Source organism: Pseudomonas sp. PDM22 (assembly GCF_014851965.1).
Taxonomy (GTDB): domain Bacteria; phylum Pseudomonadota; class Gammaproteobacteria; order Pseudomonadales; family Pseudomonadaceae; genus Pseudomonas.
On record NZ_JACVAR010000003.1, the window covers coordinates 175,894 to 189,980 of the forward strand.

Below are 14,087 nucleotides of genomic sequence, written 5' to 3' on the forward strand. Positions count from 1 at the left end.
TCAATGCCCCTTCTCGGTGGATTCCTGTTCCTTGGACGCGGCGTCCTTGAACAGGGTACTGACCACCACGTAGAACAACGGCACCCAGAAGATCGCGAGGACGGTCGCGGTGACCATGCCGCCGATCACGCCGGTACCGATCGCATGCTGGCTGCCGGAGCCGGCGCCAGTGGAAATCGCCAGCGGCACCACGCCGAGGATGAACGCCAGGGAGGTCATGACGATCGGGCGCAGACGCATCCGGCACGCCTCGATGGCCGCCTCGACGATGCCCTTGCCCTGCTCGTGCAGTTCCTTGGCGAACTCGACGATCAGGATCGCGTTCTTCGCCGACAGGCCGATGGTCGTCAACAGCCCCACCTGGAAGAACACATCGTTGGACAAGCCGCGCATGGACGTCGCCAGCAGCGCACCGATGACGCCCAGCGGCACCACCAGCATCACCGAGAACGGAATCGACCAGCTCTCGTACAGCGCCGCCAGGCAGAGGAACACCACGATCAGCGACAGGGCATAGAGCGCGGGAGCCTGCGAGCCGGACAGGCGTTCCTCGTAGGACAGACCGGTCCAGGCATAGCCGACGCCCTTGGGCAGTTGCTTGACGATGTCCTCGACCGCCGCCATGGCCTCACCGGTGGAACGGCCCGGGGCCGGTTCACCGAGGACTTCCATGGCCGGCACGCCGTTGTAGCGCGCCAGCTTCGGCGAGCCATAGCTCCACTCGCCGGTAGCGAAGGCGCTGAACGGCACCATCTCGCCGGAGCTGTTGCGCACGTACCACTTGTCCAGGTCTTCCGGGCTCATCCGCGCGTTCGGGCGGCCTTGCAGGTAGACCTTCTTCACCCGACCACGGTCGATGAAGTCGTTGACGTAGTTCGAACCCCAGGCGATGGAGATGGTGCTGTTGATGTCCGCCAGGGAGACGCCCAGCGCACTGGCCTTCTCGTCGTCGATCAGCAGCTTGTACTGCGGTTCGTCGTTCAGGCCGTTGGGACGCACGCGCTGCAGTACCGGGTTCTGTGCGGCAAGACCAAGGAACTGGTTGCGCGCCTGCATCAGCACTTCGTGGCCGACGCCGGCCTGGTCCTGGAGGAAGATGTCGAAGCCCACGGCGTTACCCAGTTCGAGTACTGCCGGCGGGGCGAAGGCGAACACCATCGCGTCCTTGAAGCTGAAGAAGTGCTGCTGCGCGCGCTGGGCCAGCGCGAACACGCTGTTCTCCGCGCCCGGACGCTCTTCCCAGGGCTTGAGCATGATGAACGCCATGCCCGAGCTCTGGCCACGGCCGGCGAAGTTGAAGCCGGTCACGGTGAATACCGAGTTCACCGAGCTGCTTTCCTTGTCCAGCAGGTACTCGCGCATGGAGTCCACCACCACCTGGGTGCGCTCGGCGGACGAACCGGCCGGGGTCTGCACCTGGGCAAACAGCACGCCCTGGTCCTCGTCGGGGAGGAACGCAGTGGGGATGCGGGTGAACAGGAAGACCATGCCGCCGAGGATCAGCACGTACATCAGCAGGTACGGCACGCGGTGCTTGAGGATCGAGGTGACGCCACGCTCGTAGCCGTGGGTGGTGGAGAGGAACGCACGGTTGAACCAGCCGAAGAAGCCGCGCTTGTGCTCGCCGTGGTCGCCCTTCTCGATGGGCTTGAGCATGGTGGCGCAGAGCGCCGGGGTCAGCACCAGGGCCACCAACACCGACAGGGCCATGGCCGAGACGATGGTGATGGAGAACTGGCGGTAGATCACCCCGGTGGAGCCGCCGAAGAACGCCATCGGCAGGAATACCGCCGAGAGCACCAGGGCGATACCCACCAGCGCACCCTGGATCTGGCCCATGGACTTGCGCGCCGCCTCGCGGGGCGACAGGCCTTCCTCGGCCATCACCCGCTCGACGTTTTCCACCACCACGATGGCGTCGTCCACCAACAGGCCGATCGCCAGCACCATGCCGAACATGGTCAGGGTGTTGATCGAGAAGCCGAAGGCGGCGAGTACGCCGAAGGTGCCCAGCAGGACCACCGGCACGGCGATCGTCGGGATCAGCGTGGCGCGGAAGTTCTGCAGGAACAGGTACATCACCAGGAACACCAGCAGGATCGCTTCGCCCAGGGTCTTGACCACCTCATGGATCGAGGCGGAAACCACCGGGGTGGTGTCGTACGGGTAGACGATCTTCATGCCCTGCGGGAAGAACGGCTCCAGCGTGGCCAGGGTGGCGCGGATCGACTTGGCGGTGTCCAGCGCGTTGGCGCCGGTGGCCAGCTTGATCGCGATACCCGAGGCCGGCTTGCCGTTGAACTGGGCATTGATGCTGTAGTCCTGGCCGCCCAGGGCGACATCGGCGACGTCCTTCAGGCGGACCTGGGAGCCGTCGGCGTTGACCTTGAGCAGGATGTCCTTGAACTGCTCGGCGCTCTGCAGGCGGGTCTTGCCGATGATGGTGGCGTTGAGCTGCTGCCCCTTCACCGCGGGCAGGCCGCCCAACTGGCCGGAGGAGATCTGCACGTTCTGCGCCTGGATCGCCGTCTTCACGTCGCCCGGGGTCATCTGGAAGCTGTTGAGCTTCGCCGGGTCCAGCCAGATGCGCATGGCGTACTGCGAACCGAACACCTGGAAGTCGCCCACGCCAGCGGTCCGCGACAGCGGGTCCTGGATATTGGAGACGATGTAGTTCGACAGGTCTTCCTTGGTCATGCTGCCGTCTTCGGAGACGACGCCGACCACCATCAGGAAGTTCTTCACCGCCTTGGTCACGCGGATGCCCTGCTGCTGCACTTCCTGCGGCAGGAGCGGCGTGGCCAGCTGCAGCTTGTTCTGCACCTGGACCTGGGCGATGTCAGGGCTGGTGCCCTGATCGAAGGTCACGGTGATGGTCATGCTGCCGTCGGAGTTGGACTCCGAGGAGATGTAGCGCAGATGGTCGAGACCGTTCATCTGCTGCTCGATGACCTGCACCACGGTGTCCTGCACCGTCTCGGCGGAGGCGCCCGGGTAGCTCACCTGGATGGCGATGGCCGGCGGCGCAATGGCCGGGTACTGGTTCACCGGCAACTTGAGGATCGACAGACCGCCCGCCAGCATGATCACCAGGGCGATCACCCAGGCGAAGATGGGCCGGTCAATGAAAAACTTCGACATTACGAATCCCCTGGATTAACCCTGCTTGGCCGGTTGAGCGGCGGCGGGCTTGTCGGCGGCACCAGCGGTGGGCGCCACGTTCTTCGCGGGTACGGCCTTGGCCTGGGCGCCCGGCTGGACGTACTGCAGACCTTCGGTGATCAGGCGGTCGCCGGCCTTCAGGCCATCGCTGACCAGCCAGTAGGCACCGACGGTGCGGTCGGCCTTGATGGTGCGCAGCTCGACCTTGTCCTGGGCATTGAGCACCAGCGCGGTCGCCATGCCACGGAAGTCACGGGTCACGCCCTGCTGCGGCGCCAGGATGGCCTGTTTCTTGATGCCCTCTTCCAGCTGCGCATGGACGAACATGCCCGGCAGCAGCTCCTTGTTCGGGTTGGGGAAGATGGCGCGCACGGTCACCGAGCCGGTGCCCTGGTCAACCGAGACCTCGGAGAACTCCAGCTTGCCCTCGACGGGGTATTCGGAGCCGTCTTCCAGGTACAGCTTGACCTTGGCGGCGTTGTCGCCGGCTTTCTCCAGCTGCCCGGCGGCCAGCTCGCGGCGCAGGCGGATCAGCGAAGTGGAGGATTGGGTGACGTCGACGTAGATCGGGTCCAGCTGCTGCACGGTGGCCAGCGCGGTGCTCTGGCCATTCTGCACCAGGGCGCCTTCGGTCACGCTGGAGCGGCCGATACGGCCGGAGATCGGCGAGTAGACCTTGGTGTAGCGCACGTTGATCTGGGCGCTGTCGACAGTGGCCTTGGCCTGCAGGTAGGCGGCCTGGGCGTCGGCGTACTGCTGCTTGCTCACCGCCTCGTCCTTGACCAGTTCCTTGTAGCGTTCGGCCTGCTGCTGGGTGGATACCAGGTTGGCCTGGGCGCTCTGCAGCGTCGCCTGGTAAGTGGCCGGGTCGATCTGATACAGCTGCTGGCCTTCCTTGACGTCGCTACCTTCCTTGAACAGACGCTTGAGGATGATGCCGTTCACCTGCGGGCGAACTTCGGCAATGCGATACGCGGTAGTACGGCCCGGCAGTTCGGTGCTCAGGGTGACTTCCTGCGGCTGCAGGGTCACTACACCGACCTCGGGGATCTGCTTCTCCTGCGGGGCCTGGGCTTTGTCGCAGCCGGCAAGAGTGGCCATGGCGACGAGCAGGGCCGGGACCAGGGCGCGCATGGCTGGCTTTCGTTGCATATCGTTGTCCTCGTGAGCAAAGCATCCGGTTTGGCTGTGGGCTTGCCGGTCCGGAAAAGCTGGCAAAAATACTTACATTCAGCTGTGTTTGTAAACGTCCGAAAGCCCTGAGGGAAACCTACTGAAACGTTTTAGCCTTTGGCTGATAACGCAGTAGGTTTCCCGCAAGGCAGTCGCGGCGATGAACAAAGTTGATAACATCAACTAAAATACGAAAAAATGGTTGAGCCGATCAACCTGATTTACACAAGACTTACCGTGACCGAGCCGATGACCCACAACGTGAATCCCGACCTGCCACAGACCCTGATGAAGGTCCTCGACCACTTGCGCGAGAGCCTCCAGGACCAACTGTGCGCGGAGGGCATCGACCTCACGCCACCGGACATCCGCCTGCTCGAGCTGATCGGCGCCGATGCCGGCCAGAGCCTGCAGAGCCTCGGCCGCAAGATGTGCCGCGACAAGGCACTGGTGACCCGCAAGATCCGTGAGATGGAGACGCTGGGTCTGGTGCGTCGCGAGCGCAACCCGGGTGACCAGCGCAGCTTCCAGCTGTTCCTGACCGAGGCCGGGAGCCGTGTCGACGAGCGTACCCAGGCCATCCTTGCACGTACCCATGACAGTCTGTTCGCACCGCTGGACGACGAGGAGCAACGCACCCTCACCCAGCTCCTGCGGCAGTGCCTGCAGGGTCACGCGGACTGACAGCACAAACGAAAACGCCGGCATTCGCCGGCGTTTTCGCAATTCTGCGTCTTACTGACGCACCCCTTCTACCGACAGGGTCAGCTCGACTTCCTGGGAAGCCGGGCCGAGATCGCGCTGGATGTTGAAGTCCTTCAGCTTGAGGGTGGTGGTGCCGAGGAAGCCGGCACGGTAGCCGCCCCACGGGTCATCGCCCTGGCCGATCAGTTCAGCCTTGATGGTGACCGGCTTGGTCACGCCGTTCAGGGTCAGGTTGCCGGTGATCTCGGCATTCTTGCCATCGGCCTTCACGCCGGTGGATTCGAAGGTCGCGGTCGGGTTCTTCGAGACGTTCAGGAAGTCCGCGCTGCGCAGGTGCTTGTCACGCTCGGCGTGATTGGAGTTCACGCTGTTGGTGTTGATGGTCACCTTGACCTTGTCGGCGGACGGGTTCTTCTCGTCGAAGGTGAAGGCACCGTCGAAGTCGTCGAAGCGGCCGTACAGCCAGCTGTAACCCAGGTGCTTGATGCGGAACTCGATGAAGGCGTGCTGGCCTTCCTTGTCGATCTTGTAGTCCGCGGCCATGGCCTGGCCAGCGGAGAACAGGGCGGTACCCAGCGCCAGAGCGGCGAACGTCTTCTTCAGCATTGAAGCAATCTCCCTTTGAGGTGAGGTGTTATTTCGCGGCACGACCGAGCATGCGGACCAGCGTCTCATCACGGTCGAAGAAATGGTGTTTGAACGCCGCCAGGGCGTGCAGCACGGCCAGCACCACCAGGGTCCAGGCCAGGTACAGGTGAATGGCGCCGGCGATGTCGGCCTGGTCGGTGATGCCGCTCAGGGTGGCGGGCACGTCGAACCAGCCGAACACGCTGATGGGTTTGCCTTCGGCGGTGGAGATCAGGTAGCCGGCGATGATCACCGCGAACAGCAGCGCGTAGAGCGCCAGGTGGCCGAGCCTGGTGGCCAGGCGGGTCATCTGGCCGTGGTTGGCCGGGGTCGGCGGCGCCGGGCTGATGAAGCGCCAGAGCACGCGCACGATCAGGGCGATGGCCAGGAGGATGCCGATGCTTTTGTGGATTTCCGGAGCGCGGTGGTACCAGGTGTCGTAGTAGTCCAGCTCGCGCATCCACAGGCCCAGGCCGAACAGGCCGAAGACCACCAGCGCACTGCCCCAGTGCAGGAACAGGCTGACCAGTCCGTAGCGAGCGGGGGAATTACGCCATTGCATCGATCGACATCCTTGAAAACGGGAATTCAAGACTAGCGGTTAATCCATCGAAGAAAAGCAGAAAAATCTGCTTTGAAACATCGACTGACAAGATAGGTCCGAGTCTGAAACGCCCGTCCCAGAGCCAGAAACGACAATGCCGGCTTTCGCCGGCATTGTCGGGGTGGAGCAGGTTCGGTCAGAACGGCAGCCAGGACATGATGCCCTTCTTCTCGCCCTTGGCATCGGCCGGCTTGTCGCTGGCGGTCGGCTTGTTGTCGGCCACCAGGGACGCGCCTTCGAGCACCGGCGTCTTGCCGGCGTAGAGGTCACGGACCTGGCTGGCGGCACGCTTGCCGCTGCGCAGGGCGCCTTCGATGGTGCCCGGGTAGAGCGCATCGGTGTGCTCGCCGGCAAAGGCCACGCGGGACACCGGGGTCTCCCACACACGCCAGAAGCGGCTGATCTGGCCCGGACCGAAGGCCAGGTAGGAACCGCCGGTGCCGGCGTCGGTGCTGTAGCGACGCATTTCGTAGCCGTCGTAGGCGCCGCGCATCTTCGGGTAGTACTTGTTCATGCGGATCAGCACCTGCTCGGAGAGCTGGCGGTCGCCGAAGGCCTGCATCACGCGGGCGTTGTCGCCGGACAGGTTGATCAGCACGTTGGCGCCGCCCTTGGTCGCGGGCTCGACCCAGATCATGCCCAGGCCCTGGTCGCTGTAGATCTCGCCGGACAGGCGCGACTTGTCGTCCCACACCGGGCGCTTGAACTTCATCAGGATCTGGTCACGCCAGCCGTAGTTGGTGCCCTTGAGGGCCGCCAGCTGCTTCTCGTTCAGGCCCGGGGTCAGGGTGATGTTGCCCAGGGCGCGCAGCGGCACGGCCAGCACCAGGTAGTCGGCGGTGTAGCCGGTGGCGCCGACCTTGACGGTCACGCCGTCCTTGTCCTGGCTGATCGAGGTGACCTTGGCGTTGGTCTTGATGGTCTTGATCTGCTTGACGAACGCCTGGGCCAGCACCTGGCTGCCGCCGGGCAGACGCGACGCGCGCAGGTCACGGTCGTCGACGCCACGGTACACACGGCCCTGCTGGGCGAGGTAGAGCAGCGACAGGCGCGACGGTTCGTCGTAGTGCGAACGGATGCGCTGGTTGACCAGCAGGCGCGCGGTCGGCGACAGGTTCAGCTTGTCCAGCCAGCGCGCGGCGGTGAGCTGGTCGAGGGCGAACAGGGTCTTGTTCGCCAGCGGGTTGAGCGGGTCGTCGATGGAGGCGGACAGCGCGTTCAGGGACTTCTCGAAGCGCTCGAGGTCCGCGGCGACGGCCGGCATCTTGGCCTTCAGGTCGGCGCTAGTGTAGTAGACGCCGTCGATCAGGTAGCTCGGGGTACGGACGAATTCCGGCGCCGGCACCGAATTCACCTTCAGGGTTTCCAGGTAGCCGTTGAGGGTCGGCTGGACCTTCTTGTTGCCGATCCACTCGCTGGTGGCCAGACCCGAACGACCGCCCACCTGCGGCTTGGCTTCCAGCAGGGTGACCTGCCAGCCCGCCTGCTGCAGCTCGTAGGCTGCGGAAAGACCAGCAAGACCGCCGCCGACCACGATGGCGGTCGGTTGTTTGTCCTTGCCCAGCGCCACTACGCTGAACACCCCCAGAGCAAGCAACGCGGCAGCGCGCAGCCATCCCATTTTCATCGCCAGACTTCCCCGAATCGGTGCAAAGGCGCGAAGCATACGTGAGCGCCCGAATGCCGAATAGCCGTGTTGGTCGGCTGCCCACCGCATGTGTCGTAGGACGTGTCCTTGTTCATCTCAGGAGCATTGAATAGGCTTGCCCGATCCGGGCGAGTCGACCGTCTGACGAGCCATCATTTCAAGGAGCAGACCATGGGCCTGAACGCCGAGTGGATGCAGCGCGATCTCGAGGTGCTGTGGCACCCCTGCACCCAGATGAAAGACCACGAGCGCCTGCCGGTGATCCCGATCCGCCGCGGCGAGGGCATCTGGCTGGAGGACTTCGAAGGCAAGCGCTACATGGACGCGGTCAGCTCCTGGTGGGTCAATGTCTTTGGCCATGCCAACCCGCGCATCAACCAGCGCATCAAGGACCAGGTGGACCAGCTGGAGCACGTGATCCTCGCCGGTTTCAGCCACCAGCCTGTGATCGAGTTGTCCGAGCGCCTGCTGCGCCTGGCACCGGCCGGTTTCTCCCGGGTGTTCTACGCCGACAGCGGCTCGGCCGGCATCGAAGTGGCGCTGAAGATGAGCTACCACTACTGGCACAACCTCGGCCAGCCGGAAAAGAAGCGCTTCATCACCCTGACCAACAGCTACCACGGCGAAACCGTGGCGGCGATGTCGGTGGGCGACGTCGCGCTGTTCACCGAGACCTACAAGTCGCTGCTGATGGACACCATCAAGGTGCCGACCCCCGACTGCTACCTGCGCCCCGAAGGCGTGAGCTGGGAAGAACACTCGCGGACGATGTTCGCCGCCATGGAGCAGGCGCTGGAGCAGCACCATAAAGAAGTCGCGGCGGTGATCGTCGAGCCGCTGGTGCAGGGCGCCGGCGGCATGCGCATGTACCACCCGGTCTACCTCAAGCTGCTTCGCGAGGCCTGCGACCGCTACGGCGTACACCTGATCCACGACGAGATCGCCGTGGGCTTCGGCCGCACCGGCACGATGTTCGCCTGCGAGCAGGCCGGCATCACCCCGGACTTCCTCGTGCTGTCCAAGGCGCTGACCGGCGGCTACCTGGCGATGAGCGCGGTGCTCACCACCGACAAGGTCTACCAGGCCTTCTACGACGACTACGCCACCCTGCGCGCCTTCCTCCACTCGCACACCTACACCGGCAACCCGCTGGCCTGCGCCGCCGCCCTGGCGACCCTGGACATCTTCGAGCAGGACAACGTCATCGAGGCCAACAAGGCCCTGGCGGCACGCATGGCCAGCGCCACCGCGCACCTGGCCGACCACCCGCACGTCTCGGAAATCCGCCAGACCGGCATGATCCTCGCCATCGAGATGGTCCAGGACAAGGCCAGCAGGACGCCCTACCCGTGGCAGGAGCGTCGCGGCCTGAAGGTCTTCCAGCACGGCCTGGAGCGCGGAGCGCTGCTGCGCCCGCTGGGCAGCGTGGTGTACTTCCTGCCGCCGTACATCATCACCCCCGAGCAGATCGACTTCCTCGCCGAGGTCGCCAGCGAAGGCATCGATATCGCCACCCGCGACAGCGTGAGCGTGGCGGTCAGCGAACGCTTCCCCGAGCATCGCGATCCGGGCTGAAAGCGGCGGCAGGCTTCAGGCCATAGGCTGCAGGCGATACACTAGCCAGCCTGTAGCCCTTAGCCTGCCGCCTGTAGCCCAAAAAATGCGCCTCTCCCGCTTCTTCATCGACGCCCCGCTCTCCCTCGGCCAGCACGAGCTGCCCGAAGCCCAGGCCCACTACATCGGCCGCGTGCTGCGGCACACGGCGGGCGACGCCGTGCAGCTGTTCGACGGCTCGGGCCGCGAATACCTGGGCGAGCTGATCGAGGTGGGCAAGAAGAACGTCCGCGTGGAGCTGCGCGAAGCCTTCGACGGCCAGGCCGAATCGCCGCTGCGCGTGCACCTGGGCCAGGGCCTGTCCCGCGGCGAGCGCATGGACTGGGCGATCCAGAAGGCCACCGAACTGGGCGCCAGCGAGATCACCCCGATCGTCAGCGAACGCTGCGAAGTACGCCTGAAGGACGAACGCGCCGACAAGCGCATGGCCCACTGGCGCCAGGTGGCGATCAGCGCCTGCGAGCAATGCGGCCGCTCGGTGCTGCCGGCGCTCAACGCGCCGGTCACCCTCGGCGAATGGCTGGAGAGCTGCCAAGCACAGCTCAAGCTGGTGCTGCACCCGGTGGCCGAACCGCTGACCAGTCATGACAAGCCATCCAGCCTGGCCTTCCTGATCGGCCCGGAAGGCGGCTTGAGCGATGCGGAAGTGGAACAGGCCAAGGGCGCCGGATTCCACGCGGCCCGCCTCGGCCCGCGCGTATTGCGCACCGAGACTGCTCCGGTGGTGGCGCTGAGCGTGGCACAGCAGCTTTGGGGCGATTTCTAAGGTCGAGATTCGCGCTCGCCGAGAAGCCCCTCACCCCAGCCCTCTCCCTTTGGGAGAGGGCTGGGGTGAGGGGAGCCGGCAACGCCGATGCCATGAAGGTTCGCGAGCAAGCTCGCTCCTACAGCTCGCCGGCCAGCTCGGAGTGCTCTTCGTAGGAGCGAGCTTGCTCGCGAACCATAGGTGTATTGACTTCTGCACCCAGAAACTAACCAAGTTCAGCAAAGACCCCAGTTCTCTATTTTCCATGCGCTCTAATGTAAGAGTTGCCCGGGCACTCGTACCCACCTTGCGAAGCACTCCCATCAAAAAATAAATACTCCATAGTTCTTGAAATATCAAACATTAGCTCATAACTAATTACGTAACCCTGCTCAGTCACCTCATCGGGATATGCCCTTCTATCAACCGACGATATAGACTCTATATACAAGCAAGATTCGCGCAAAAGCAGCGTTCCCTCATTCCCTGCCCATGAAGAAACCCTCTCGATCACACGCCTCAACTCACCACTTCGCTCATACTCTGCGATACCAATTGCCAATTCCTCGCCAGTCTCATCTTGCTCTATATATCCAGGATAAAGAAATATCATTAAATACCCTTTCTCCATTTTAATAACTCGAACCGGGAGCAACTCGCCATTCATGACCTTCCGAATACCTCCCGACGCATACAGAACAGCTGAGGTCAGCATTTCCCTTCGAAAGCATGCAGATGAGACATTCAATAACTTAACGCTTGAGCTCAAGCTCTCCAGGACCTTATCAAGTTGCGTCTCTCGCGAACCCACGGGCGGATAGCCATTAAATAATCTATACGAACTAATCCCAGTCGGACCTTTAAACGGGATTGACACAGCTTCTAAGCTCTCCCTACACAGCCCAACTGACTCATTAGTAGTTTCAGAGGCACGTACCTGCCCCGAGGCTAAAAGCACCATCGCAAGAAAACTAAAAAATATCACACGATCAACTTTCATCACTTACATCCTTAATACTTGGCTGGTACCTACCAACATGTAGATGGTGGTGATGACCTGGGTAATGGGCCGTTCTTGGAAGAAGTTTCTTAACACCATTAAGCGTGTACTCCCAAGCCAGCATTTGCTTCCACCCAAACTTGTAGAGAGCCTCAATGAATGCCATCTCCCGAAATTCATCCAAAGCCTCTGGCTCACTATTCAGAAGCAGGCTACCTCCGCTCCGGTCTAGCCGTAGAAATCGAAAGTCTCCATTCTGACCATTTATATGAGGTTTACTTTCAGCCCCTGGAGAACCATCCCTCAAGCTAAACCCTGTGCATACGACATCATTGAACCGAACTTCCATGAGAACGCCAATGAGGCTAGCCAAGGCAGGCATACTCATATATTTCCTCGGCGTATCAAAAAATCTAAACCCAAATTTTCTTGCCGAATTCGACCCCAAATCGCTGATATCGATCAAAAACACCTTCCCAACATCCCGCATCCCCTCTCTCTTCCACTTATCAGCCTCTATCGCCTTAAACACCCCAAAGTCATGTTCGACACCCTCTTTATCCACATAGATATACCGGGCCGAGTCAGGCTTCTGCTCCGGCGATAGATACCGCTCAATCGTTCCGTCCTGATAAATCCGGTAGGTGTTCTCCCGAGGTTTCCTGAACGCCGCCACCAACCCTATCGGGTGCAGGTGATATACGTCCCCGTCCTCCGGCAGCCCCACTTTCCTCGCCACCTCGCTCCACCAACTGATCTGCCTGATGCGTTCTTTCTCGGCGATCCAGTTCAAATGAGGTGTCGAAGTGGTATGACCCAGTACTTCATCCAACGCATCCCACTTCGGCTGGCGGTAATGCCATTCGCTCTCGTACTGCACCACCAGCTGCGAAATGGATTGCGCCCGTGCAGGAATGCATAGGGCGGCGCGGATTTCTTCGGTGCCGAGCTGGCCGTCGCGGTTGCTGTCGATAATGGCGTAGAGACGGCTTTGCACCGGGCCCTGGTCCCAGGCGTCGATTCGTGGGCGGTAGCGCTCCTGCTCGTCTTGCTCCAGCAGGCCTTCAATGCTGAGACGGTAGGCGAGGCTCCGCTCCATCGGCCCGTAGTCGTGAATGATGTCGTAACCCTCCCAGTGCCAGGGGCTGACCCAGGGCGTGACGCCGACCTTTTCGCAAACCCAGCCATCCAGGGGGTTGCCGTCAGCATCGTTGAGCAGTCCTTCGAGCCGATACCAGTTGTAGGAGGTGGTCTGCAAAGTCACGACGCGCTTGTACTCGGCAGGCAAACCTTCGAGCAGGGCGCGCGGCACCAGCAGGTCATTGCCAGCAGGCGGTCCGTTTTCGCCCAGTACGGGTGGCCCGTTCTCCCTTGGTGCGACAACGGGGGTTCCACGGGCAATCTTCAGCCAGCCCAGTTCTTGCTTCGGCAGGCGTTGCGCCCAGGCGCGGCTGGCTTCAAGGAACTTCGGCAGGTTGTCGGCGGTGAAGGTTTCCAGGTGCAGCTTGCGGATGGGGGAGGTTTCAGTGCCTTCCTGATAGTGCCCCAGGTGACCGATCAGCTCCCCAGCCTTGATCGGTATGGGCTCATCGAGCACAACGACGGAGTCCAACTGTTGAGGGGCGAGGATCGGCTCCAGTGCCGCGAATCGCACATAGCCTGGCGGGGCTTCGTAGGCATCGGCACTGAACCCAGCATCTTCCGGGCTCGCCGGAATGACGCCTTCCAGCTTGCGATAGTCGCCTTCGCCGCTGATGACGATCTCGGTACCGCGCGGCAGCATGGCCAGCACATCGCTTTTCGCGTTGGCGGCGGCATGAATGTTGAGCCCGTCGTGCCGTTGCAGGCCCAGCGCGTTGCTTCTTATGCGAGCACCTCCCTCGACGCGCTCGACGTCACAGGTACGCAGGAAGGCGCGGGCGGTTCTGATCGGCTCGGCCAGTTCGGGAAGGTCCACCCCCTGCACGCTTTCCAGCCGGAAGAAGAGCAGATCGTAATAGGCGGCCTGCACAGCCGCGCCGCGAGGCAAGGTTGCGAATATCTTGCTGCCATCCTTGGCTTCCCCGTGAACCGAAGCCCCCAATGGCCCCTGATCCACTGCGTCGGCCTTGACCCGATAGCTACCCGCGCGACAGAAGGCCGGCAGTGCTCTGGCCGGGTCTGCCTGATAGCTCGCCCAGTCCTCCAGATGCATGTAGTGGCTGTAGAAGACCAGCTGCGGCGGCGCATCAGTGCTTCCCGCTATGGCGGGTGCCGCAAGACGATGACGCACCAGCACGAACCCGGACGCGAAAGGCGCTTCAACCGTGACACCCGGCGCCGGAAAATAGGTGGTTTTCGGATTCTGAGTGGGAACCCGATAGGCAACCACCTCACCATCAGCGAGGCAGCGCACGCTGGATTGGTCGATGATTCCGGCGGTACCTGGATCGAAGTGCACACCGCCATGCCACATGCCGTTGCGCCCTACCGGGTAGTAGCCAGCGGTGGCCTTGGACAGGTTAGTCAACTGGACCAGCGCGTTGGATTTGTCTCTGAAGGGGTGAGACCAGTGTTTCAGCGGCGCCAGGTTATCGAGCGCTGGCCGAACAGACTCAGGAGCGGGCTTGGCCGAGGCCGGCTCTGCGGGCCTGGGAGCTGCCGGCCAGGGTGGAGATTCAGACGGTCGACTCGGCATTCCGCGCGGTGGGTCGTGGCGATTTCGGTATTCGTCCTTTAGGCCTTCATAGAGGTCACGCAAGAATCCGATCATTGCAGGCATCCGTGTCCGGAAAGGAGCCTGCATGGGAACAACTTGGGCCAGGAACAG

Annotated in this window: 10 protein-coding genes; 3 read left to right on the forward strand and 7 right to left on the reverse strand. The window is 62.6% G+C overall.

Annotated features, from left to right (window positions below):
* Together IB255_RS11700 and mexA are read right to left on the reverse strand one after the other, a co-directional pair.
* Window positions 1-3,141 (reverse strand): efflux RND transporter permease subunit, encoded by a 3,141-nt coding sequence (locus IB255_RS11700; RefSeq protein ID WP_081519617.1) that lies wholly within the window; start codon window positions 3,139-3,141, stop codon window positions 1-3.
* A gap of 15 nt (window positions 3,142-3,156) precedes the next feature.
* Window positions 3,157-4,314, reverse strand: a complete 1,158-nt coding sequence (gene mexA, locus IB255_RS11705; protein ID WP_192210396.1) for a multidrug efflux RND transporter periplasmic adaptor subunit MexA — start codon at window positions 4,312-4,314, stop codon at window positions 3,157-3,159.
* A gap of 270 nt (window positions 4,315-4,584) precedes the next feature.
* Between mexA and IB255_RS11710 the strand changes: the two genes are divergently transcribed.
* Window positions 4,585-5,019 carry a MarR family winged helix-turn-helix transcriptional regulator gene (locus tag IB255_RS11710; protein WP_151189772.1) on the forward strand — a complete coding sequence of 145 codons (435 nt, stop codon included), beginning with the start codon at window positions 4,585-4,587 and terminating at the stop codon, window positions 5,017-5,019.
* Window positions 5,020-5,070: 51 nt separating this feature from the next.
* On the opposite strand, the gene IB255_RS11715 is transcribed toward IB255_RS11710, so the two are convergent.
* The 3 genes from IB255_RS11715 to IB255_RS11725 all read right to left on the reverse strand — a co-directional run bounded on the left by IB255_RS11715 (window position 5,071) and on the right by IB255_RS11725 (window position 7,898).
* Complete coding sequence (locus tag IB255_RS11715) at window positions 5,071-5,646, reverse strand: YceI family protein (RefSeq protein ID WP_081519614.1); 576 nt, start codon at window positions 5,644-5,646, stop codon at window positions 5,071-5,073.
* Between the two features lie 28 nt (window positions 5,647-5,674).
* Window positions 5,675-6,229: a cytochrome b gene (locus IB255_RS11720; protein ID WP_151189066.1), complete on the reverse strand. Its 555-nt coding sequence runs from the start codon at window positions 6,227-6,229 to the stop codon at window positions 5,675-5,677.
* A gap of 178 nt (window positions 6,230-6,407) precedes the next feature.
* Window positions 6,408-7,898 (reverse strand): flavin monoamine oxidase family protein, encoded by a 1,491-nt coding sequence (locus tag IB255_RS11725; protein WP_192210397.1) that lies wholly within the window; start codon window positions 7,896-7,898, stop codon window positions 6,408-6,410.
* A 192-nt stretch (window positions 7,899-8,090) separates the two neighbouring features.
* Between IB255_RS11725 and IB255_RS11730 the strand changes: the two genes are divergently transcribed.
* Both IB255_RS11730 and IB255_RS11735 read left to right on the forward strand, forming a co-directional pair.
* Entirely contained in the window at window positions 8,091-9,494 is a 1,404-nt protein-coding gene (locus IB255_RS11730) for an adenosylmethionine--8-amino-7-oxononanoate transaminase (protein ID WP_081519611.1), read from the forward strand.
* 85 nt (window positions 9,495-9,579) lie between these two features.
* Window positions 9,580-10,299 carry a 16S rRNA (uracil(1498)-N(3))-methyltransferase gene (locus IB255_RS11735; RefSeq protein WP_081519610.1) on the forward strand — a complete coding sequence of 240 codons (720 nt, stop codon included), beginning with the start codon at window positions 9,580-9,582 and terminating at the stop codon, window positions 10,297-10,299.
* Window positions 10,300-10,534: 235 nt separating this feature from the next.
* Here the strand turns inward: IB255_RS11735 and IB255_RS11740 are convergent, their stop codons facing one another.
* Together IB255_RS11740 and IB255_RS11745 are read right to left on the reverse strand one after the other, a co-directional pair.
* On the reverse strand, window positions 10,535-11,278 hold the full coding sequence (locus IB255_RS11740; RefSeq protein WP_139791635.1) for a hypothetical protein: 744 nt from the start codon (window positions 11,276-11,278) through the stop codon (window positions 10,535-10,537).
* Window positions 11,268-13,787 carry a hypothetical protein gene (locus IB255_RS11745; RefSeq protein ID WP_192210398.1) on the reverse strand — a complete coding sequence of 840 codons (2,520 nt, stop codon included), beginning with the start codon at window positions 13,785-13,787 and terminating at the stop codon, window positions 11,268-11,270. The genes IB255_RS11740 and IB255_RS11745 overlap by 11 nt, the downstream gene beginning before the upstream one ends.
* Between the last annotated feature and the right edge of the window lie 300 nt (window positions 13,788-14,087).